Here is a 20,092-nt window from a genome sequence, read left to right as displayed (position 1 = left end):
TCTGCCCGTTCCGCTTCACGAACGACGAGAGTCCGCCGCCATGTACGAGTTGTCCCGGGTCCGCCTCTACTCCATCGGACCGGCCGGTGCGCGCTACGCCGACACCGTTCTCGATCTGCGCGGCGTCGGAGCGCCCGTACCCGAACCCGCCCCGGCGCAGGCCGAGTTCTTCGAGGACGAACCGGTCGGCCCGCCGCGCCGGCCCGCACCCGCCGGTGTCCTCTTCCTGGAGAACGGCGGCGGCAAGTCCGTCCTGCTGAAGCTGATCTTCTCGGTGATGCTCCCCGGCCACCGCAACACCCTCGGCGGCGCCAGCTCCGGCGTGCTCCGCAAGTTCCTGCTCGCCGACGACTGCGGGCACGTCGCCCTGGAGTGGCAGCACACCCTCACCGGCGAATGCGTCGTCGTCGGCAAGGTCAGCGAGTGGCGCGGTCACCAGGTCTCCAACGACCCCCGCCGGTTCGCCGAAGCCTGGTACTCCTTCCGCCCCGGACCCGGGCTCAGCCTCGACAACCTCCCCGTCGCCGAGGCCACCGCCGTCGGCCGCCCCGCCGAAGGCGCCTCCGGCGCGCGGGGACGGCGCCGCACCATGAAGGGCTTCCGCGACGCCCTCACCGACGCCGGAAAGTTCTACCAGCACCTCGACGTGCACTGGGAAGAGATCCACGACCGGTGGAACGAACACCTCGGCGACCTCGGACTCGACCCCGAACTCTTCCGCTACCAGCGCGAGATGAACGCCGACGAGGGCGAGGCCGCCGGACTCTTCGCGGTCAAGAAGGACTCCGACTTCACCGACCTGCTGCTGCGGGCCGTGACCGACACCCGTGACACCGACGGCCTCGCCGACCTCGTCGCCGGCTTCGGCAACAAGCTCGGCCGGCGCGCCGAACTCACCGCCGAACGCGATTTCACCGCCGGCTCCGCCGACCTCCTCGGCCGGATCGTCGAAGCCACCACCGCCCGCTCCCGCAGCCGTGACGTCCACGCCGGCGCCGAACGCCGCACCCGCACCCTCGCGCGCCGCCTCTCCACCCGCGCCACCGAGGAGCGCGGCCGCACCGCCGAGCTGGCCCAGCACGTCACCGCCGCCGCCCACACCGTGACCGAGGCCGAACGCACCCGGGGCAACCGCGCCCTCGTCGCCGCCGAACTCGCCTACCGCAACGCCTCCCTGGCGCTCGCCGCCGCCGAGAAGGCCGCCGCCGCCCAGCGCCGCGAACTGGGCGACGCCCGTACCCTGTACTCCGCCTGGCAGGCCGCCGAGGCCGTGCTGCGCCACCGCGCCGCCGCCGACCGCTCGGCACGCGTCGCCGTCGCCATCCGCGAGGCCGAACGCGACGCCGCCCCCGCGCTCGCCGCCCGCGCCACCGCCGCGGCCGACCTGGTACGCGCCCTGCACACGGCCGCCGAGGACGGCGAACGGGTGGCCAACGAGGAGGAGGAGCGCTCCGACACCCTCCAGGCCGAGGGCGAGCGCGCCCACCGCGAAGCCACCACCGCCGCCACCGAGGCCCAGCGCGCCCGCAGCGAGGCCGGCCACCTGCGCCAACGCCTCGCCGAGGTCGAGCAGGAGACCGCCGAGGCCGTCCGGGCCGGCTGGCTCGACGACACCGCCCCCGACGCCGACCCGGCCCGCGCCGCCCTCGCCGCGAGCGACGCCGAACAGGCCGCGGTCGCCGCCTGGGACACCGCCCGCGACGCCGCCCGCGCCGGTGCCGACCACGCCCGCGAGGCCGCGGCGGCCGAGAGCCGCGCCGAACTCGCCGCCGCCCGCGCCGCCGACGCCGCCAGGGCCGCCGAACAGTCCTGGGAGGACGAGCGCGCCGCCGCCGAGGCCCTCGCCTCCGAAGAGCGCCTCGCCGACCTCCTCGGCCTCCCCGCCGGTACCGGAGTCCCGCAGCCCCGCAGCGGCGCCGGCCCCGACGAACCCCGGTCCACCACCGCCCCGGCCGGCGGCCGCACCCCCGGCGAGGGCGACACGGCCCCGCACGGCGCGGACCGCCAGGTCGCCCTGGCCGACCGCCGCACCGCCACCCGGGCCCTGACGACCGAGGAGTTCGACCGCAGCGCCGCTGAACTGCGCGAGCTGCTCGACCAGGGCATCGCGACCGCCGAGCGCCGCCTCTTCGACCTGCGTACGGCCGCCGCCGACGACTCCCGCATCCTCGGCGCCCTCGGCGACGGCGGACTGCTGCCGCCCGGCCCCGACGTCCTGGCCACCGTCGAGTACCTCGGCGAACACGGCATCCCCGCCCTGCCCGGCTGGCGCTACCTCGCCCAGGCCGTCGACCCCGCGGACCACGCCGCCGTACTCGCCGCCCGCCCCGAACTCGTCGACGGCGTCGTGATCACCGACCCGGGCGCCCACGGCCGGGCCCGCGAGGTCCTCGGCGGCGCGGCCCTGCTGCCCCGCTCCACCGTCGCGGTCGGCACCGCCGCCGCACTCCTCGCCCCGGTGCCCGACACGGCCGGCGGCAACGCCGACGACGAGGTGTTCCTCGTCCCGCCGAACCCGGCCATGCACGACGAACTCGCCGCCGACGAGGAGCGCCAGGCCCTGCGCGCCCGGGCCGCCGACCGGGACGAGGACATCCGCGCCCTCGCCGCCCGGCTGGCCGGCGACCGCGCCCTCGCCGCCCGCATCGGCGCCTGGCGCGCCGACTGCCCGCCCGGCATGCTCGCCGAACTCGCCACCGCCGCCGCCACCGCCCGGACGGCAGCCGAGGCCGCCGAGGAAGCCCTCGCCGAGGCCCGTACCGCCCGCGCCGAGGCCGACGAGGCAGCCGCCGACACCGCCAGGGTCCGCGAGGAACGCCAGGAAGCCGCCCAGCGCGCCCGCCGCGCCGCCGACGCCCTGGCCGGTCTCGCCCACCGGCTCCGCGAACGCGCCGGCTGGCAGATCCGGCTCCGCGAACTCGTCGACGAGGCCGCCGAGTCGGAGGCCCGCGCGCAGACCTGGCTGGAGCGCGCCCGCGCCGCCGACGAGGACCGCCGGGCCGCCCAGCGCGCCGCCGACGACGCCCGCCGCACCGCCCGCGCCCTGCGCGCCGAACGCGCCGAGATCGCCGGAGCCCCGGAGACCCTGCCCGAGCCCGGTGAGCAGACCGCCCGCCAGGCGCTGCCCACCCTCCGCGAGGCCTACCGCGCCGCCTCCCAGCTGTACGAGAAGGTCGGCGTCGGCGCCGACCTGCGCGCCGAGCAGAACCGTGCCGAGAGCGACGAGAGCGCCGCCCTCCAGGAACTCGACCGCCTCAGCAACAAGGTGCGCACCCGCGCCGCCCAGCTCCTCGAAGGCACCGACGGCGCCGACGGCCCCTCCCGGCAGGCGGCGGCGGCCCGCGCCGAATCGCTCGTCCAGCTCCTGGAAACCCGCGCCTCCACCGCCAGCGAGCAGCTGGGCCGGCTGCGCGGCGAGGCCGAACGCCTCGCCCCCGAGGACGAGTCGCCGCACCACACCGAACTGCCCGAGGAACTCGTCCCGGCCGACGCCGAAGCGGCCCAGACCCTGCTCCGTACCGCCACCGGCGAACTCTCCGCCGCCACGGCGGCGCTGGACACCGCACGCGCCGCGCACGCCGAGCTGCTGCACGCCCACCGCACCGCCGAGGACTCCGCGGGCGGGTTCGACGAGACCGCGGCCCTGCTGCGGGACCTCCTGCGCGACCACGCCACCGAGGACGACGAGGACGGCCCCGAGCCCTACCCCGGCACCCTCGACGAGGCCCGGACCTCCGCCGCCGAGGCCCGCCGCTCCCTGCGCGGCTGCGCCGCCGACCTCTCCGCCGCCGAGGGCGCGGTCCGGGAGGCGAGCGACATCCTCGTACGCCACGCCAACTCCACCCGCTACGAGCAGGTACGCACCCCCGCCCGCCAGCAGATCCGCGAACTCCCCGCCTCCGCCCTGCCCGAGCATGCGCAGAAGTGGGCCGACGCCTTCGCCCCCCGGCTCCGCGTCCTCACCGACGAACTCGCCCAGCTGGAACGCAACCGCGACTCCATCGTCGACCGGCTGCGCGGCCTGGTGGAGTCCGCCCTCGCCACCCTGCGTTCCGCCCAGCGGCTCTCCCGGCTGCCCGAGGGACTGGGGGAGTGGTCGGGCCAGGAGTTCCTCCGCATCCGCTTCGAGGAACCCGACCAGGCCACGCTGAGCGAGCGCCTCGGCGAGGTCATCGACGAGGCGACCCACTCGGCGCTCAAGAAGAACGCCGACCTGCGCCGCGACGGCATGTCCCTGCTGCTGCGCGGGGTGGAGGCGGCGCTGCGGCCCAAGGGCATCGCCGTGGAGATCCTCAAGCCCGACGCGGTGCTCCGCGCCGAACGCGTACCCGTCGGACAGATGGGGGACGTCTTCTCCGGCGGCCAGCTGCTCACCGCGGCCATCGCGCTCTACTGCACCATGGCCGCCCTCCGGAGCAACGACCGCGGCCGCGACAAGCACCGGCACGCCGGAACCCTCTTCCTGGACAACCCCATCGGCCGCGCCAACGCCACGTACCTGCTGGAGCTCCAGCGCGCGGTCTCGGACGCGCTCGGCGTCCAGCTGCTCTACACGACCGGACTGTTCGACACGACGGCGCTCGCCGAGTTCCCGCTGGTGATCAGGCTCCGCAACGACGCGGACCTGCGGGCCGGTCTGAAGTACATCAGCGTCGAGGAGCACCTGCGGCCGGGCCTGCCCCAGCAGGACCCGGAGGGCGAGACCGTGCACGGGGAGATCACGGCCACCCGGATGTTCAAGCGGAGCACGGAGCAGGCCACCGCCTGACCGCGCGGTACGCACAGGGAGCCCCGGTCCTCGACGCGAAGAGGACCGGAGCTCCCGGTACGAAAAGGCCGCGGCTCTCACACCCGCGAGAGCCGGCCCCCGCCCCCCGCCGCGTGCCCATTTATGCCCGCCGCGTCGTCGCGCGCGGCCCGGCGCTCCGCGCGCCGGGAGCGCCTGCGTTCGCGCCGTATCAGGCGCGCGGTGCTGCTCGGCACCGACACCACACCGTGCCGCTGGTTCCACACCTGGCGGGTCACCCAGACGTCCAGCACCGCCCAGGTCGCCCCGACCGTGCCGGCCACTCCGCCGAGCACCATCGGGAAGGCGAGCAAGGATCCCGTCAGGGTGCAGAGGAAAGCCACCATGGCCTGGATGAGCGTCAGCGACACGATCATCACGGCACGCACCGCCGCCGTGCGGACAGGATCGGGCATCCGTCTGCGGACCGCCGGCTCCTCCACCCACAACTGCCGGGGTACCCGCGCGTCCCGCACCGGCATGGCGTCCGACGACGCGGCTCCCCGGCGTTCCCGAGTGCTCAAAGGACCTTCAACTCCCCACCGCTGACCGACTTGAGGGTGACTGCCCGGCTTGCCGCCCTTCTACGCGGACCGGCCGGGCCGTCCGCACGGCGAACCCTGCCGTCCCGCCGCACCGGCCTCCGGCGTGACTCCTGCCCCGTACGCATGGGCGAATACGTGGGTACGAAGATTCCCGTGAGTTGGCAACGATTCGCCCGCTCGGGGGTCACGAAACACGTCATTCAGGCCAAGTGTCCGGTACTGGATTTCCGCGTGTCGGGCGTGTGTTTTTATGCGTAACACCGAGTTCCGCGTCCGGAATTGCGGGACTGATTCGCGTCAACTCCGTGCGGGAAGGCCGAAAATCGCCCGGACGGTCCTTCGAGTTGTCAGAGTGTCAGTAGTAGGCTCGCGCCGTTCGCAGAGGCGGGACCGACGGACACACCTCCGTGTGCGGGGGTCGAGCTGGGGGAGGCCATGCGCTTTCGCGGGAAGTCCATCCGCAGGAAGATCGCGGCACTGCTTCTCGTGCCCCTCGTCTCCCTCACCGCGCTCTGGGCGTTCGCCACCTATGTGACCGGGCGCCAGGCGAGCCAGATGATGGACGCCGGATCCATCGTCGAGAAGGTCGGCCATCCGCTGGAACAGGCGGTCCGCTCCCTCCAGGACGAACGCCGCCAGACCCTCGTCTTCCTCGCCGACCCCCGCGCCTCCGACGCCCTGCCGCTGCTCCACCGCCAACAGGCCGTCACCGACCGGACGGTGGCCGAGATCCGCAGCGGCGCCGCCCGCGACGACATCCGCGACGAACTGAGCACCGACGCCCAGGGCCGTCTCGACGCGGTGCTCAGCGCCGCCGACGGCCTCCCGGCGCTCCGCCGGTCCGTGGAGAACCGCGGCATCACCAGGCTGCGCGCGATGGACTTCTACGACCGGCTCGTGGACCCCGCCTACCGCTTTCTGAACAGCCTGCGCACCATGGAGCACGTCTCCCTGGACAAACAGGTCCGCGCCCTCGTCGGCGTCTCCCGCGCCCGCGAACTCCTCTCCCGCGAGGACGCGTTGGTCGCCTCCGGCCTCCTCACCTCCCGGCTCACCGACGCCGATCTGCGCCAGGTCGCCGCCCTCGTCGCCCAGCGGCAACTGCTCTACCAGATCAACCTGGACATGCTCCCCAGCGACGAACGCCTGCGCGTCGAACGGTTCTGGGCCAGCCCCGAGACCGAACCCCTGCGTACCGCCGAGAACGGCCTCATCGCGGGCGGCGAGGCACGCGACCGGGCGGGCATCGACTCGGCGCGGTGGCAGCAGGCCGCGCCCCCCGTGCTGGACCGGCTCGCCAACGACTACACCGAGATGACCAACCGCTTCCAGGACCGCGCCGAACCCGCCGGTTACCGGGTACTCGCCCTCGCCGGCGTCTCGGGGGTCCTCGGCTTCCTGGCCCTGCTCGTCTCGGTCTTCGTCTCCGTACGGATCGGCCGCGAGCTCGTCCGCGACCTCTCCCGGCTCCGCAAAGAGGCCCACGAGGCGTCGGGCGTACGCCTGCCGGGCGTCATGCGCCGGCTCGCCGCGGGGGAGCGGATCGACGTCGAGACCGAGGCCCCGCACCTGAGTTACGAACCCGACGAGATCGGCCAGGTCGGCCAGGCGCTCAACACCCTCCAGCGGGCCGCCGTCGAAGCCGCCGTCAGACAGGCCGACATGCGGCGCGGGGTCTCCGAGGTCTTCGTCAACCTCGCCCGCCGCAACCAGGTCCTCCTGCACCGCCAGTTGACCCTGCTGGACGCGATGGAGCGGCGCACCGAGAGTGACGAGGAACTCGCCGACCTCTTCCGCCTCGACCACCTCACCACCCGCATGCGCCGGCACGCCGAGGGCCTGGTGATCCTCTCCGGCGCCGCCCCGTCCCGTCAGTGGCGCAAGCCGGTCCAGCTGATGGACGTGGTGCGCGCCGCCGTCGCCGAGGTGGAGGACTACGAGCGGATCGAGGTCCGCAGACTCCCGCGCATCGGCGTCGGCGGACCGGCGGTCGCCGACCTGACCCACCTGATCGCCGAACTCCTCGAGAACGCCACGGCGTTCTCCCCGCCGCACACCGGCGTACAGGTGCACGGGGACCGTGTCACCAACGGCTTCACCCTCGAAATCCACGACCGCGGACTCGGCATGACCCCCGAGATCCTGCTGGACGCGAATCTCCGGCTCGCCGAGACCCCCGACTTCGAACTCTCCGACACCGACCGCCTCGGCCTCTTCGTCGTCAGCCGCCTGGCCCAGCGCCAGAAGGTCCGGGTCTCGCTGCAGAAATCCCCGTACGGCGGCACCACCGCGGTCGTCTTCATCCCCGCCAACCTGCTCACCGAGGCACCGGAGACCCACGGCACCGGATTCCGGCTCGACCGCAGGAGCGAGCGCGCCCTGCCCGGGCCGCGCTCCGAGCGGACGCCCCCCGCCACGCCCTCGCCGCTCCCGCCCGCCCCGGGCTCCCCGATCGACGGACCCGTCGAACTGGAGGCCCCGATGGGCCCCCGCGAGCGCGCCGCCTTCGAGCGCGCCCGGGACCGGGCGCTCGACCCGGCGCTCGCCCCCGTCCTCGGCGGCCTCGGCGATCTGGAGGACAGCGACAGCGAACGCGGCGGCCTCTTCCGCCCCCGTGAACAGCGCCGGAGCGACGGACCGGAACAGCACCAGCAGGCGGGCGACGAGCACGAGGGCCCCCCGCCGCCCGTCCACCCGATGCGGTTCGACGGACCGGCACCGCTGCCCCGCCGTACGCCCCCGACCCTCGTCGCCGAGCACGGCCGCCGCATCGGCGCCCCCAGGTCCGGCGGCCCGACCCGCTCGGTCCCCCGGACGGACGACGCGGCCGGGGCACCGCTGCCGCCCCGCGCCCCGGTCCCGCCACGGACCCCGGCCGCCGTGCCCCCGCAGCCGGACGCCGAGCCCGTGACGGTGCGGGTCCACGACACCGTCGGCGGCCTGCCCCGGCGCATCCGCCAGGCGAGCCTCGTACCGCAGCTCCGCGAGGAGGCGGAGGGCGGCGGCGGGCAGGAGGCCCCCGCGGCCGAGGGCGACGACATCCAGCGCGAGGCCGAACAGGTCCGCGACCGCATGGCCTCGCTCCAGCGGGGCTGGCAGCGCGGGCGCCGGCAGAACGCAGGCGAGCCGACCGACACGGGCGGCTCGGAGGCAGGAACACCACCGGGAGGGGACGGTCGATGACCGCACCGCACGCCGCCGCACACGACTCCGAACGCAGGGGGTCCGGCGAACTCAACTGGCTGCTCGACGAACTCGTGGACCGGGTGTCCAGCATCCGGCAGGCCCTGGTCCTGTCCCGGGACGGACTCGCCACCGGCACCTCCCGGGACCTGAGCCGGGAGGACGGCGAACACCTCGCCGCCGTCGCCTCCGGTTTCCACAGCCTCGCCAAGGGCGTGGGCCGGCACTTCGACGCCGGCCAGGTGCGCCAGACGGTCGTGGAGCTCGACGAGGCGTTCCTCTTCGTCACCGCGGCCGGGGACGGAAGCTGTCTCGCCGTACTGGCCGCCGCGGACTCCGACGTGGGCCAGGTGGCGTACGAGATGACGCTCATGGTCAAGCGCGTGGGGGCCCACCTGGTCAACGCACCCCGTACGTCCGGTACACCAGCCGGAGGGTGAGGGGGTGGCATGAGCGCAGACCCGGCCCGGGACACCGACCCCGGTTCGCCGTCCGCCGCCTCCGGCGTCCGGCCCCTGCCCTGGTTCGACGCGGACGCGGGGCCGGTCGTACGCCCGTACGCGATGACCCGGGGACGCACCGGCGGCGCCGTCCGCCTCCGGCTCGACCTGATAGCCGTCGTCGTCCCCGAACCCGCCGCCGACGATCCGGACAGAGACGCCGCGCTCTCCCCGGAGCACGTGGAGATCGTCGAACTCTGCTGCGCCGTACCCCAGTCGATCGCCGAACTCGCCGCCGGCCTGGACCTCCCCGTGGGGGTGGTACGGGTGCTGGTGGCCGATCTCGTCGAGGAGGAACTGGTGCAGGTGACCCGACCCGTTCCGCCGGCCGAACTGCCGGACGTGAACCTTCTGCGCGAGGTGATCAATGGCCTTCGGGCGCTCTAGCCGCCGCAAGCGGGCCGTCGCGCCCGTCACCCTGAAGATCCTGGTGGCGGGCGGTTTCGGGGTGGGCAAGACGACGATGGTGAGCGCGGTCAGCGAGATCAGACCGCTGCGCACCGAGGAGCATCTGACCGAGGCCGGGCGGCCCGTCGACGACACGGCCGGGGTGGAGACCAAGCGGACCACCACCGTGGCGATGGACTTCGGACGGATCACCCTCCGCGAGGAGCTGGTGCTCTACCTCTTCGGCACCCCCGGGCAGGAACGTTTCTGGTTCCTCTGGGACGAGCTGGCCCAGGGCTCCCTGGGCGCCGTCGTCCTCGCGGACACCCGCCGCCTGGAAGAGTGCTTCGCCGCCGTCGACTACTTCGAGCGCCGGAAGATCCCCTTCGCGGTGGCCGTCAACTGCTTCGAGGGCGCGGAGATCTTCCCCACCGGCATCGTGCGGGCCGCCCTCGACCTCGGACCCGACACCCCGGTCCTGCTCTGCGACGCCCGCGACCGGTCCTCGGTCCGCGACGTCCTGGTCGAGCTCGTCGAACACGCGGTGGCCCGCACAGGCCGCCTCCGGGAGCCGGCCGGCACCTGAGGAATCCCCCGGGCCGACGGGACAGCCCTTAGTCTCTCGGCATGTCATCGCACATCGGTCATGGCGCCTCAGGTGCCCTGCGACGCTTCGCCGGATGGCTCGCGCGTGGTTCGCCGGGCCATCCGACGCTGGACGGGATCGACTACTGGGACGAACTGCGCGAGTCGCCCTCCCAGATGGAGATCTGCTTCGCGATCTTCACCAACGTCCTCGAACTGGACGAGCGGGGGGAACCGGTCAACGAGAAGTACGCGGAGCGCCGGGCCGCGGCCTGGCTCCACCGGTACTGCACCGGGGAACTGCCTCCGGGGGAGCCGGACATCCAGCCCTGGGAGTGCCGGCTCCACTGACCACGACCGTGCGGGGCCGGTCCGGCGAGGCGGCCGCGGGCGACCCCGGCCCTTCCCGCGCGCCTCTCACCCCGCGGCGGGACCCTCCGCGTTCTCCGCGAGCCACTTCGCGGCCGTCTCCGCCAGCTCGGCGTCCCGCCCGGCGAGCATCGTCCGGATCATCTGCGCGTCCCCGCGCAGCGACCAGACCGGGTGGCCGAAGGTGGCCGGGTTGTTGCCCTCGATCAGGAAGTGCGCGGGCCACGCCGTCCCGTACCCGATGAGCGGCAGTGCGGCCGCGTACCGCTTCCGGCCCCGTGCCAGCCCGTAGGCGGTGAGGGCCAGTCCGGTCAGCGTCCCGGTCAGATGGACCCAGCGGGTCGCGGCCTTGGAGTGCATCGCGACGTAATAGGGCCAGAATTCCTCGTACGAGTCGAACGTCCGTTGCGTCATAGGGGCAAGGTAACGGCTCCGGCCCCGCCGGGAAACGCCCCGCGGCCCCAGCGGTTCCGTACGAGCGCCGGACCGCCCGCCCTCAGCGGCCCCCGACGGAGCGCCGGTCCACCGGGAAGTCGAAGTACGTGTCCGGGAAGAGCTCCGGCGTGAAGGTGTAATGCCACCACTCCTCGGCCAGGTTGACGAACCCGAGGCCGGTGAGCGTGCCCTTGAGCAGCTGCCGGTTGGCCCGCTGGGCGCCCTGGACACGCGGATCGTCGGTGTGCGCGAGCGTGTCGAAGCAGTCGTAACCCGTGCCCATGTCGACCGAGTTGTCGGGGAACCGCGCGTCGCGGGGGCCGTAGCAGGGGGAGAGCGGCTCGCCCGGCCGGTACGCCCTCGTCGGCGCGGCCGGCAGCCTCACCAGCGTCAGGTCGACGGTGCTGCCCCGGCTGTGCCCGGACTTCTCGGCGATGTAACCGTCCTCGAACAGCCGCGACTTGTCCACCCTGGGGTAGAACTCCTCCTTCATGGCCTGATCGTCGAGGTCCTTCGCCCAGCCCACGAAGTGGTCCACCGCCCGCTGCGGCCGGTAACAGTCGTACACCTTCAGGGAATAGCCCTTGCGCAGCAGTGCCGTCTGCGCCCGGTGCAGAGCCTCGGCGGCGGGGCGGGTCACGACGCACACCGGCTGCCGGTACCCGTCCACCGGTACGCCCATGAAGTCGTGCGCCGTGGCGTACCGCATCTCCTCGATGATGGTGGGATCGACGGAGCGCAGCGTCACGAAGCCCTCCGGTGCCTTCGGCTCGGGCCGCGCCCACGCCGAAGGGGCGGACGCGGTCGTGGCCAGCAGGGCGGCGGCGGCGGCGGTGAGGATGCGCGGGGTGATACCGGTCCTTGTTGTCATGTGCACATCGCTATCAGTTTCCGGCTCCCGGGGGAAGCGCGATCGGATACAGTCCGGCCCGTGTCCGAGCCCACCACCCCGCCCGTACCCGACTCCCACTGCGCCGCCTGCGGAGCCCCGTACGCCGCGTCCGTACGCCACGCCGGCGCCTGGCCCCGCCCCTGCGCCGCCTGCGGTACGACCGCCTACCGCAACCCGCTCCCCGTCGCCGTCGCCCTGCTCCCCGTCACCGACGACGCCGGCGGGGGCCTCGTCGTCATCGTCCGCACCATTCAGCCGCGCCTCGGCGGACTCGCCCTCCCCGGCGGCTTCATCGACCACGGGGAGGACTGGCGGCACGCCGTGGTCCGCGAACTCCGCGAGGAGACCGGCATCGAGGCCGCCGCCGACCAGGTGGACCTGGCCGACGCGCTCAGCTCGCCGGACGGCCATCTGCTCCTTTTCGGCCTCCTCCCGGCCCGCCCGCTCGACCGGCTCCCGCCCTCCGCGCCGACCGACGAGACCGCCGGATACGAGGTGCTGCGCGCCCCCCGGGAACTCGCCTTCCCCCTGCACACCGAGGCCGCCCGCGCCTGGTTCGAGGGCCGCTACCGCTAGGGCCGTGTCCGACCATTCCCGCCGGGCGGTCGGCGCCGGCCCCCGTCACACGCCCCGCACCCGCACCGGGTACGGCACCGCCCCGGCATGGCCGTCCCGCTCCACCACCACCCCGCCGCCCTCCCACCGGGTACGGAACCGCTCCACCACGGGCTTCCCCCGCCCCGATGCGGAGCTCCTCACCAGCACACCGCCACCGCGGCGCCCCGGCCGAGGCGCCCATGCCTCCAGCTCCGTCCCGCCGTCCTCGCCGCGCACCGGAAGCACCACCCCCGCCCGCGCCAGCACCGGAATCCGCGACAGCGGGGCCTCCACGGTCACCCGCCCCGGCCCCTCGTACGACCGGCCCGTCACCGTGTCGTACCAGCGCCCGCGCGGCAGCCGGACCGTCCGCCGGACCGTGCCCGGCTCCAGCACCGGCGCCACCAGCAGCCCGTCACCCAGCAGGAACGCGTCCTCGCAGTCCCGCAGCCCCCGGTCCCTGGGCGCGTCCCACCAGACCGGCCGTACGTACGGCGCACCGGTCAGCCGCGCCACGTACGCCAGCGTCACGAAGTACGGGCCCAGCCGCTCCCGCTCCAGCAGCGCCGCCCGGGCATGCCCCAGCACCTCCTCCCCGGGCTCCCGCCCCTCCGTGACCCCACCGGCGCACGAACCGGCCCGAAGACGGAACAACGGCAGACGCGCACCCAGTTGGAGCCGGCGCAGATACAGCTCGGGCGAGTCCGAGTCCTCGTACGGACCCAGGTCCGGACCCGCGTACGGCACCCCGCACAGACCGAGCCCGACGACCGAGGCGAGCACCGCCCCGAGCCCGGGCCAGCCGTCCTCCCCGCCACCGGTCACGACGCCGCCGTACCGCTGCGCACCGGCCCGGACGGCGGACGAGAGCCGGAAGGGCCGCTCCCCGGGACGCGGGACCGCGGGCACCGGCTGCGCCGGATCACGCGGGACCAGAGCCGGCGATCCCTCTCCCGGGGCACCGACGACCACCGGCCCCTCCGGCGCGGCCGTGTCGTCCACCGGCTCCCGCCGCACCGGCCCGGACGCGACCAGCCGCACCCCCTCGGCCCGCAACTCCGCCGCGAGCCCGGCGAGACCGGCCGTCCCCGACGAACCGCCCACCGGGGCCGGCCCGACGTCCCCCTCGGCACCGACCAGATGAAGGGCGCTCAGCGGCAGTCCGCGGTCGCGGTGTCCGGCCACGGTCCTCCGCACCTCCCGCTCGCCCTCCCCGTTCTCCACGGCGAGCTGCGGCCCCAGTGCCCACGGCGGCGGCAGCGCCGGAGCACCCGTGAGAGCCGTCCAGCCCCGCAGCACCCGGGCCGGTGTACCCGCCACCGCCCAGCACCGCAACGGCCCGCCGTCCACCCTGACCTCGCTCCCGCCCCGCCGGTCGTGCCCCGAGCCCGCGCCCTCCTCACCCTCACGGATGGTCATCCGCCCCGTCCCGGAGCTGTCGTAGAACACCAGGTGCGTTCCCGCGTCCGAGACCACGAACTGCACCGGCAACACCGGTGCCGACAGGTTCCCGGCCGCCCCCTCCGCCCGGCCGGCCCGCCCCGCACCTCTCGTGTCCGCCGCGCCCAGCGGGTACGCACCGCTCCGCAGCCGGGGGCCCGACGGCGGCCCGCCGAGCCCGAAGAACCGCGCGTCCGCGGGGAGTTCCGCCCGCTGCACCCACCGCACGGGCCCCCCGCCGGCCGTCTCCCACCAGCGCGGCGGCAGCTCCCGCCTCAGCCGGACACCGCCCGGCGTCCGCAACTCCACGGCCCCGTCGCGCGCCACCGACACCGTCAGACGCTCCGACACCACCTGCCAGCCACCGTCCGTGCCCGGCTCCAGCCGCGCCCGCGGATCGGGCGCGGGCTCCGTACCCGGCAGACCGTACGACGGAAGCCGCCCGGCCCCGTCCCAGGCCCAGAACACCGCCCCGCCCGCCGCCACCCGGATGCTCAGCTCCGAACGGGCGAACCGCACCACTCCGCCCCCCGGCCCCGGCTCCGCCCCCAGCAGTGGTCCGGGCACCCTGGCCAGCTCCGGACCGCGCTGCCGCGGAGCCCACGAATCCCCCCGCCACGACCTCCACGCCGTCCGCATGCCACCGACCGAACCCATCAACTTCACCGAGCGCACCAGGTCATGACCGTCCATGGCGCACACCTTGCCATCAGTCGAACCGGACGATCATTTCGTTCAACTTCCGTTCACCCGAGGCCCGGCAGTCGTACACGAACACCCCGCCGCGGCAGCCCCGCCCGCCCGAGGACCACCGCGCCGCGAACCCGCCCGGCCGACCCTGGTGCCGGGGACGATCACATGGCATCGTCCTCACGGGCGGCCGCTCGCGCGCACCACCCCTGCCCGTGAGCGCCGGACGCCCACCCCGCGCACCCGTCAGCCAGGAGCCGCCCGATGACCTCAGCAGCCGACGAAGCACCCCTCTGGCAGCCCGACCCCGAACGCGTCGCCGCCGCGGCCGTCACCCGCTTCCAGAGCTGGGCGGCCGAACACCACGGAGCCCCCGCCGACGGGGGATACCCGGCCCTGCACCGCTGGTCCGTCGAGGAACTCGACACCTTCTGGCGCGCCGTCGCCGAATGGTTCGACATCCGGTTCTCCACCCCGTACGAGACCGCCCTCGCGAGCCGCTCCATGCCCGGCGCCGAATGGTTCCCCGGCGCCACCCTCAACTACGCCGAACACGCCCTGCGCACCGCCGAGGATCCGCTCCGCGCCGACGCCCCCGCGCTCTTCCACGTCGACGAGACGCAGGCCCAGGCGGTGATGAGCTGGTCCGAACTCCGCCGCCAGGTCGGCTCCCTCGCCGCGGAGCTGCGCGCCCTCGGCGTCACCCCCGGCGACCGGGTCAGCGGCTACCTCCCGAACATCCCCCAGGCCGTCGTCGCCTTCCTCGCCACCGCCGCGGTCGGCGGAGTCTGGACCTCCTGCGCCCCGGACTTCGGCGCCCGCAGCGTCCTCGACCGGTTCCAGCAGGTCGAGCCCGTCGTCCTGTTCACCGTCGACGGCTACCGCTACGGCGGCAAGGAACACGACCGGACCGCCACCGTCGCGGAACTCCGCCGCGAGCTCCCCACCCTGCGCGCCGTCGTCCACGTACCGCTGCTCGGCACTCCCGCCCCGGACGGCGCCCTCGCGTGGGCCGACCTCACCGGCGGCGACACCGAACCCCGCTTCGAACAGGTCCCCTTCGCCCACCCGCTCTGGGTCCTCTACTCCTCCGGCACCACCGGACTGCCCAAGGCCATCGTGCAGTCCCAGGGCGGCATCCTGCTGGAGCACTACAAGCAACTCGGACTCCACTGCGACCTCGGCCCCGAAGACCGCTTCTTCTGGTACACCTCCACCGGCTGGATGATGTGGAACTTCCTCGTCTCCGGCCTCCTCACCGGCACCACCGTCGTGCTCTACGACGGCAGCCCAGGGCACCCCGACATCAGCGCCCAGTGGCGCGTCGCCGAACAGACCGGCGCCACCTTCTTCGGCACCTCCGCCGCCTACGTCATGGCCTGCCGCAAGGCCGGTGCCCACCCCGGCCGCGACCTGGACCTCAGCCGCGTGCAGTGCGTGGCCACCACCGGCTCGCCGCTGCCCCCGGACGGCTTCCGGTGGCTGCACGACGAGATCACCGACGACCTGTGGATCGCCTCCGTCAGCGGCGGCACCGACGTCTGCAGCTGCTTCGCCGGCGCCGTCGCCACCCTCCCCGTCCACATCGGTGAGCTCCAGGCCGCCTGCCTCGGCACCGACCTCCAGTCCTGGGACGCCGAGGGCGAGCCGCACCTGGGGGAGGTCGGCGAACTCGTCGTCACCGCCCCCATGCCCTCCATGCCGCTGCGCTTCTGGAACGACCCCGACGGCAGCCGCTACCACGACAGTTACTTCGACACCTACCCCGGCGTCTGGCGCCACGGCGACTGGATCACCCTCACCCCACGCGGCTCCGTGATCATCCACGGCCGCTCCGACTCCACCCTCAACCGCCAGGGCGTACGGATGGGCTCCGCGGACATCTACGAGGCCGTCGAACGGCTGCCGCAGATCCGCGAATCCCTCGTCGTGGGCATCGAACAGCCCGACGGCGGCTACTGGATGCCGCTCTTCGTCCACCTCGCCGACGGCGCCGTGCTCGACGACAGGCTGCGCACCGCGATCGCGCGCACCCTCCGCGAGAACCTCTCCCCGCGCCACGTACCCGACGAGGTCATCGAGGTGCCCGGCATCCCCCACACCCTCACCGGCAAGCGCATCGAGGTCCCGGTCAAGCGGCTCCTCCAGGGAACCCCCCTCGACAAGGCGGTCAACGCCGGCTCCATCGACGACATCGGCCTCCTCCGCTTCTACGCCGACCTGGCCCACACCCGCCACTGACACGGCCCGTCACCGGAACGGGCCGTTGTCAGACCCCCTGATTACGCTGAGTGAGCGCGGGTCGGCCGCACAGGCCGGCCTCACAGATCGAGCACGCAGTCCGACCGTACTCAGGGGGAGCACCACTCATGAACCGCACCGACCGAACCGACCGCTCCGACCGCTCGACCGGCACCACCCGCCGCACCCGGCACACCGGGGCCCCGCCGAACCGGCGGCCCCGGGCCGGCCGCCGCGCCCTGCGCCGCGAAGTACCCGGCACCGTCGGTGTCCTGGTCGACCCGCAGGACTTCGCGGCGATGCGCACGTACCGCACCTTCCCGTTCGACGACCACACCACCTACCTCCGCGAAGTCGAAGGCATGCTGAAAGGGTTCGAGGCCGAAGGGCTCCACACCAGCCTCGCGCTCTTCGACCCGGCGGAGTTCGGCGCGTTCTGCGCGGAACACCGGCTCGACCCCGACAGCGCCGACGCCCGCACCCGCTTCACGGCCGAGATCGCGGCCTCCGGCGCCACCGTCCCCTACACCGGCCAGCCGCTGGACCGGCTCCTCCCGCTCCTCGTCTCCCGCGTCGTGCGCCGCGCGACCTGGGAGTACGCCACCGTGCTCCTGGCCGACCTCGGCGCGTGCGCGGACTGCGGCCAGGACATCGGCGGGGCCGCCTTCGACCGGGCCTCGCACCTGCTGCTCCGACTGCTGGAAGCCGCGGGCGCGGGCACTCACCACATCGTCTGCTCCATCCGCTCCACCGACGACCGCCTCCTCGCCGTCCTCCACACCCGCCAGGACGGCGGACGCCCACCCGTTCTCTCGCCCGCCGAAGGGACCGAGCTGGCGACCGTACTCGCGGTCGGGGTCGCACTGGAGGCACCCGGAGGAGTCGTCCTGCGCACCAGCACCCCCGACGCACCGGACCGTGTCCACGGCTGGCGGCTCGACCGGGGCAGCCTCCTCCCGCTGACCGCCGGTGAGGTGTTCTCCGCCTACTGCACCGACGCGGGGACCGGCGAACCGGTCGGCCCCGAACCGGGCGTGGACTACCGCGCGGGATTCGACATCGGAGCGGAGGAACCCCGGCCCCACCACTGACCCGCGCACACGAGCAGGGGCTCCCCGCCGCCCACGCGGGAAGCCCCTGCTCGTCGCGCCGCCCGCGGCGCTCCTACGCGCCCTCCAGCACCGCCCGGGCCGCGGTCCGGGCGTCCTCCGCGGAGTCCGCGGCCCGCGCCGCGGCGGCGGCACGCTCGCACTGCGCCAGCGTGTACCGCGCGAGCGCCGCCCGTACGTAGGGGAGCGAGGCCGCGCCCATCGAGAGCGAGGTGACCCCCAGCCCGGTCAGCACACAGGCGAGCAGTGGATCGGCTGCGGCCTCGCCGCAGACCCCGCAACTCCTGCCCTCGGCGCGCGCCCCGTCCGCCGACAGCGCCACCAGGTCCAGGAGCGCCGGCTGCCACGGGTCCTGCAACCGCGACACCGCTCCCACCTGCCGGTCCGCGGCGAAGGTGTACTGCGCCAGGTCGTTGGTGCCGAGCGAGAGGAACTCCACCTCCTGGAGCACCGAACGGGCCCGCAGCGCGGCGGACGGGATCTCCACCATCGCCCCGACCTTCGCCCGCAGCCCCGCCTCCCGGCAGGCGTCGGCGAAGTGCTTGGCGTCGGTGCGGTCGGCGACCATCGGCGCCATGACCTCCAGCCGGGCCGTCTGCCCCTCGGCGGCTTTGGACAGCGCGGTCAGCTGAGTGCGCAGGACATCGGGATGGTCCAGCAGGCTGCGCAGCCCTCGCACCCCGAGCGCCGGGTTCGGCTCGTCGGCGGGGGTGAGGAAGGCCAGCGGCTTGTCCGCTCCGGCGTCGAGCACCCGGACGACGACCCGGCCCTCGGGAAAAGCCTCCAGCACGGCGCGGTAGGCCGCGACCTGCTTCTCCTCGGAGGGCGCCTGCTCACTGTCGTCCAGGAAGAGGAACTCCGTACGGAAGAGCCCGATGCCCTCCGCCCCAGCCTGCACCGCCGCCGGCACGTCACCCGGGCCGCCGATGTTGGCGAGGAGCGGCACCTGGTGCCCGTCCGACGTGGCGCCCGGTCCGCTGGAGGCGGCCAGCGCCGCCTTCCGTGCTGCTTCCGCGCTCTCCAGCCAGGCCCTCTTCTCCGCGCCGGGCTCGACGAACACCTCGCCGGTGCCGCCGTCGACCGCCACCGTCACGCCCTCGGCCAGCTCACCCGCCCCCGGCAGCGCGACCACGGCCGGTACCCCGAGCGCCCGCGCCAGGATCGCGCTGTGACTGGTGGGCCCGCCCTCCTCGGTGACGAAGCCGAGTACCAGCGCCGGATCGAGCAGCGCGGTGTCGGCCGGAGCCAGGTCCCGCGCGATGAGCACGTAGGGACGGTCGCTGTCCGGCACCCCAGGCATCGGCACCCCGAGCAGCCGCGCCACGATCCGGTTGCGTACGTCGTCGAGGTCGGCGACCCGGCCCGCAAGGTACTCCCCGGCGTTGGCCAGCAGCGCGCGGTAGGCGGCGAAGGCGTCGTAGAGACCACGCTCGGCCGTGCTCCCCTCGGCGATGCGCCGCTCCACGTCGGCCATCAGCTCGGGGTCCTGCGCCATCATCGCCTGGGCTTCCAGCACCCCCTGCGCCTCGCCGCCGGCGAGGTTGCCGCGCGCGATCAGGTCGGCCGCGACGGCCTCCACCGCCTGGCGGGCGCGCCCCTTCTCCCGTTCCGTCTCCTCCGGCGGAATCTGCCTGACCGGCGGTTCCAGGACCGCCGTCCCCATGTGCCGGACCTCGCCGATGGCCACCCCGTGGCTCACGCCGACGCCTCGCAGCGTTGTCTCCATTTCACCCGTCCCGGTTGTGCGGCGGTGGAACCCCCGCGGTGTGCGTCCGACTGGCTCGTCATGGAAGGAGCAGGGTCACTGCCAGCCGAAGAGAGCGCCGCCCGCCTTCACCTCGCCCGACTCCTGCACGTCCGAAAGGGAGTCGGCCGTGGCCTCCAGGGCCACGACGGGACAGATGGGGGACTTCCCCGCGGCTTCGACGTCGACAGGGTTCCACCGCACGACCGCCTGGCCGCGGGTGACGGTGTCGCCCTTGTTGATGAGGAGCTCGAACCCTTCACCGTTGAGCTGGACCGTGTCGATACCCAGGTGCGTGAGTACTCCATGTCCCTCGCTGTCCACCACCACGAACGCGTGCGGATGCAGGGAAACCACCACGCCGTCGACCGGTGACACCGCCTCGCCGGGCTCCCGGACGGGGTCGATGGCCGTGCCGGGCCCCACCATCGCGCCCGAGAAGACCGGGTCGGGGACCGCGGCCAGTCCGATGGCCTGTCCGCTGAGGGGGGACGTCACGTGGGTCATGGTGCCTCCGGGAGGTGGAGCTGGGACCTGCCTGCTCGACGGCCGCCCCCGCTTGTTCTCGCGGGGCGGCGTACTCCTCAGC

Annotated in this window: 15 protein-coding genes; 9 read left to right on the top strand and 6 right to left on the bottom strand. The window is 74.2% G+C overall.

Annotated elements, in window-relative coordinates; genetic code table 11:
- Positions 1 to 40: 40 nt before the first annotated feature.
- A complete protein-coding gene (locus OHA55_RS01990) occupies positions 41 to 4,768 on the top strand; it encodes a hypothetical protein (RefSeq protein ID WP_266702161.1) in 4,728 nt (1,575 codons plus the stop codon).
- 77 nt (positions 4,769 to 4,845) lie between these two features.
- On the opposite strand, the gene OHA55_RS01985 is transcribed toward OHA55_RS01990, so the two are convergent.
- Complete coding sequence (locus OHA55_RS01985; protein ID WP_266710386.1) at positions 4,846 to 5,268, bottom strand: hypothetical protein; 423 nt, start codon at positions 5,266 to 5,268, stop codon at positions 4,846 to 4,848.
- Positions 5,269 to 5,766: 498 nt separating this feature from the next.
- Between OHA55_RS01985 and OHA55_RS01980 the strand changes: the two genes are divergently transcribed.
- The 5 genes from OHA55_RS01980 to OHA55_RS01960 are packed head-to-tail and all read left to right on the top strand — an operon-like array spanning position 5,767 to position 10,337.
- Positions 5,767 to 8,514, top strand: a complete 2,748-nt coding sequence (locus OHA55_RS01980) for a nitrate- and nitrite sensing domain-containing protein (protein WP_266702160.1) — start codon at positions 5,767 to 5,769, stop codon at positions 8,512 to 8,514.
- Positions 8,511 to 8,954 carry a roadblock/LC7 domain-containing protein gene (locus tag OHA55_RS01975; RefSeq protein WP_266702158.1) on the top strand — a complete coding sequence of 148 codons (444 nt, stop codon included), beginning with the start codon at positions 8,511 to 8,513 and terminating at the stop codon, positions 8,952 to 8,954. Before OHA55_RS01980 ends, OHA55_RS01975 begins: the two co-directional genes overlap by 4 nt.
- Before the next feature lie 9 nt (positions 8,955 to 8,963).
- A complete protein-coding gene (locus OHA55_RS01970) occupies positions 8,964 to 9,401 on the top strand; it encodes a DUF742 domain-containing protein (protein WP_266702156.1) in 438 nt (145 codons plus the stop codon).
- Positions 9,382 to 9,987 (top strand): ATP/GTP-binding protein, encoded by a 606-nt coding sequence (locus tag OHA55_RS01965; protein WP_266702154.1) that lies wholly within the window; start codon positions 9,382 to 9,384, stop codon positions 9,985 to 9,987. The genes OHA55_RS01970 and OHA55_RS01965 overlap by 20 nt, the downstream gene beginning before the upstream one ends.
- A gap of 41 nt (positions 9,988 to 10,028) precedes the next feature.
- The gene (locus OHA55_RS01960; RefSeq protein WP_266702152.1) at positions 10,029 to 10,337 is read left to right on the top strand and encodes a hypothetical protein; all 309 of its coding nucleotides are present in this window, start codon (positions 10,029 to 10,031) and stop codon (positions 10,335 to 10,337) included.
- A gap of 66 nt (positions 10,338 to 10,403) precedes the next feature.
- Here the strand turns inward: OHA55_RS01960 and OHA55_RS01955 are convergent, their stop codons facing one another.
- Together OHA55_RS01955 and OHA55_RS01950 are read right to left on the bottom strand one after the other, a co-directional pair.
- Positions 10,404 to 10,769 carry a DUF962 domain-containing protein gene (locus tag OHA55_RS01955; RefSeq protein WP_266702151.1) on the bottom strand — a complete coding sequence of 122 codons (366 nt, stop codon included), beginning with the start codon at positions 10,767 to 10,769 and terminating at the stop codon, positions 10,404 to 10,406.
- A gap of 82 nt (positions 10,770 to 10,851) precedes the next feature.
- Complete coding sequence (locus OHA55_RS01950; RefSeq protein ID WP_266702149.1) at positions 10,852 to 11,661, bottom strand: M15 family metallopeptidase; 810 nt, start codon at positions 11,659 to 11,661, stop codon at positions 10,852 to 10,854.
- 60 nt (positions 11,662 to 11,721) lie between these two features.
- On the opposite strand from OHA55_RS01950, the gene OHA55_RS01945 reads away from it, so the two are divergent.
- Complete coding sequence (locus tag OHA55_RS01945) at positions 11,722 to 12,258, top strand: NUDIX domain-containing protein (protein WP_266702147.1); 537 nt, start codon at positions 11,722 to 11,724, stop codon at positions 12,256 to 12,258.
- A 45-nt stretch (positions 12,259 to 12,303) separates the two neighbouring features.
- Here OHA55_RS01945 and OHA55_RS01940 read toward each other — a convergent pair whose 3' ends face one another.
- Positions 12,304 to 14,412: a TIM-barrel domain-containing protein gene (locus OHA55_RS01940; RefSeq protein WP_266702145.1), complete on the bottom strand. Its 2,109-nt coding sequence runs from the start codon at positions 14,410 to 14,412 to the stop codon at positions 12,304 to 12,306.
- 261 nt (positions 14,413 to 14,673) lie between these two features.
- On the opposite strand from OHA55_RS01940, the gene OHA55_RS01935 reads away from it, so the two are divergent.
- The gene (locus OHA55_RS01935; protein ID WP_266702143.1) at positions 14,674 to 16,650 is read left to right on the top strand and encodes an acetoacetate--CoA ligase; all 1,977 of its coding nucleotides are present in this window, start codon (positions 14,674 to 14,676) and stop codon (positions 16,648 to 16,650) included.
- 128 nt (positions 16,651 to 16,778) lie between these two features.
- Entirely contained in the window at positions 16,779 to 17,741 is a 963-nt protein-coding gene (locus OHA55_RS01930; protein WP_266702141.1) for a hypothetical protein, read from the top strand.
- Between the two features lie 73 nt (positions 17,742 to 17,814).
- On the opposite strand, the gene ptsP is transcribed toward OHA55_RS01930, so the two are convergent.
- Both ptsP and OHA55_RS01920 read right to left on the bottom strand, forming a co-directional pair.
- Positions 17,815 to 19,485: a phosphoenolpyruvate--protein phosphotransferase gene (gene ptsP / locus OHA55_RS01925; protein WP_266702139.1), complete on the bottom strand. Its 1,671-nt coding sequence runs from the start codon at positions 19,483 to 19,485 to the stop codon at positions 17,815 to 17,817.
- A gap of 75 nt (positions 19,486 to 19,560) precedes the next feature.
- On the bottom strand, positions 19,561 to 20,010 hold the full coding sequence (locus tag OHA55_RS01920) for a PTS glucose transporter subunit IIA (RefSeq protein ID WP_266702137.1): 450 nt from the start codon (positions 20,008 to 20,010) through the stop codon (positions 19,561 to 19,563).
- Between the last annotated feature and the right edge of the window lie 82 nt (positions 20,011 to 20,092).

The organism is Streptomyces sp. NBC_00102, assembly GCF_026343115.1.
Taxonomy (GTDB): Bacteria; Actinomycetota; Actinomycetes; order Streptomycetales; family Streptomycetaceae; genus Streptomyces.
Note: the sequence above shows the minus strand (reverse complement) of the source record. Positions and strands in the feature narration are given on the sequence as shown.

Bases quoted from the DNA above. Each gene is read 5' to 3' on its own strand.
- OHA55_RS01990 (WP_266702161.1), top strand. From the start codon at position 41: ATGTACGAGTTGTCCCGGGTCCGCCTCTACTCCATCGGACCGGCCGGT.
- OHA55_RS01985 (WP_266710386.1), bottom strand. From the start codon at position 5,268: ATGCCGGTGCGGGACGCGCGGGTACCCCGGCAGTTGTGGGTGGAGGAG.
- OHA55_RS01980 (WP_266702160.1), top strand. From the start codon at position 5,767: ATGCGCTTTCGCGGGAAGTCCATCCGCAGGAAGATCGCGGCACTGCTT.
- OHA55_RS01975 (WP_266702158.1), top strand. From the start codon at position 8,511: ATGACCGCACCGCACGCCGCCGCACACGACTCCGAACGCAGGGGGTCC.
- OHA55_RS01970 (WP_266702156.1), top strand. From the start codon at position 8,964: ATGAGCGCAGACCCGGCCCGGGACACCGACCCCGGTTCGCCGTCCGCC.
- OHA55_RS01965 (WP_266702154.1), top strand. From the start codon at position 9,382: ATGGCCTTCGGGCGCTCTAGCCGCCGCAAGCGGGCCGTCGCGCCCGTC.
- OHA55_RS01960 (WP_266702152.1), top strand. From the start codon at position 10,029: ATGTCATCGCACATCGGTCATGGCGCCTCAGGTGCCCTGCGACGCTTC.
- OHA55_RS01955 (WP_266702151.1), bottom strand. From the start codon at position 10,769: ATGACGCAACGGACGTTCGACTCGTACGAGGAATTCTGGCCCTATTAC.
- OHA55_RS01950 (WP_266702149.1), bottom strand. From the start codon at position 11,661: ATGACAACAAGGACCGGTATCACCCCGCGCATCCTCACCGCCGCCGCC.
- OHA55_RS01940 (WP_266702145.1), bottom strand. From the start codon at position 14,412: ATGGACGGTCATGACCTGGTGCGCTCGGTGAAGTTGATGGGTTCGGTC.
- OHA55_RS01935 (WP_266702143.1), top strand. From the start codon at position 14,674: ATGACCTCAGCAGCCGACGAAGCACCCCTCTGGCAGCCCGACCCCGAA.
- OHA55_RS01930 (WP_266702141.1), top strand. From the start codon at position 16,779: ATGAACCGCACCGACCGAACCGACCGCTCCGACCGCTCGACCGGCACC.
- ptsP (WP_266702139.1), bottom strand. From the start codon at position 19,485: ATGGAGACAACGCTGCGAGGCGTCGGCGTGAGCCACGGGGTGGCCATC.
- OHA55_RS01920 (WP_266702137.1), bottom strand. From the start codon at position 20,010: ATGACCCACGTGACGTCCCCCCTCAGCGGACAGGCCATCGGACTGGCC.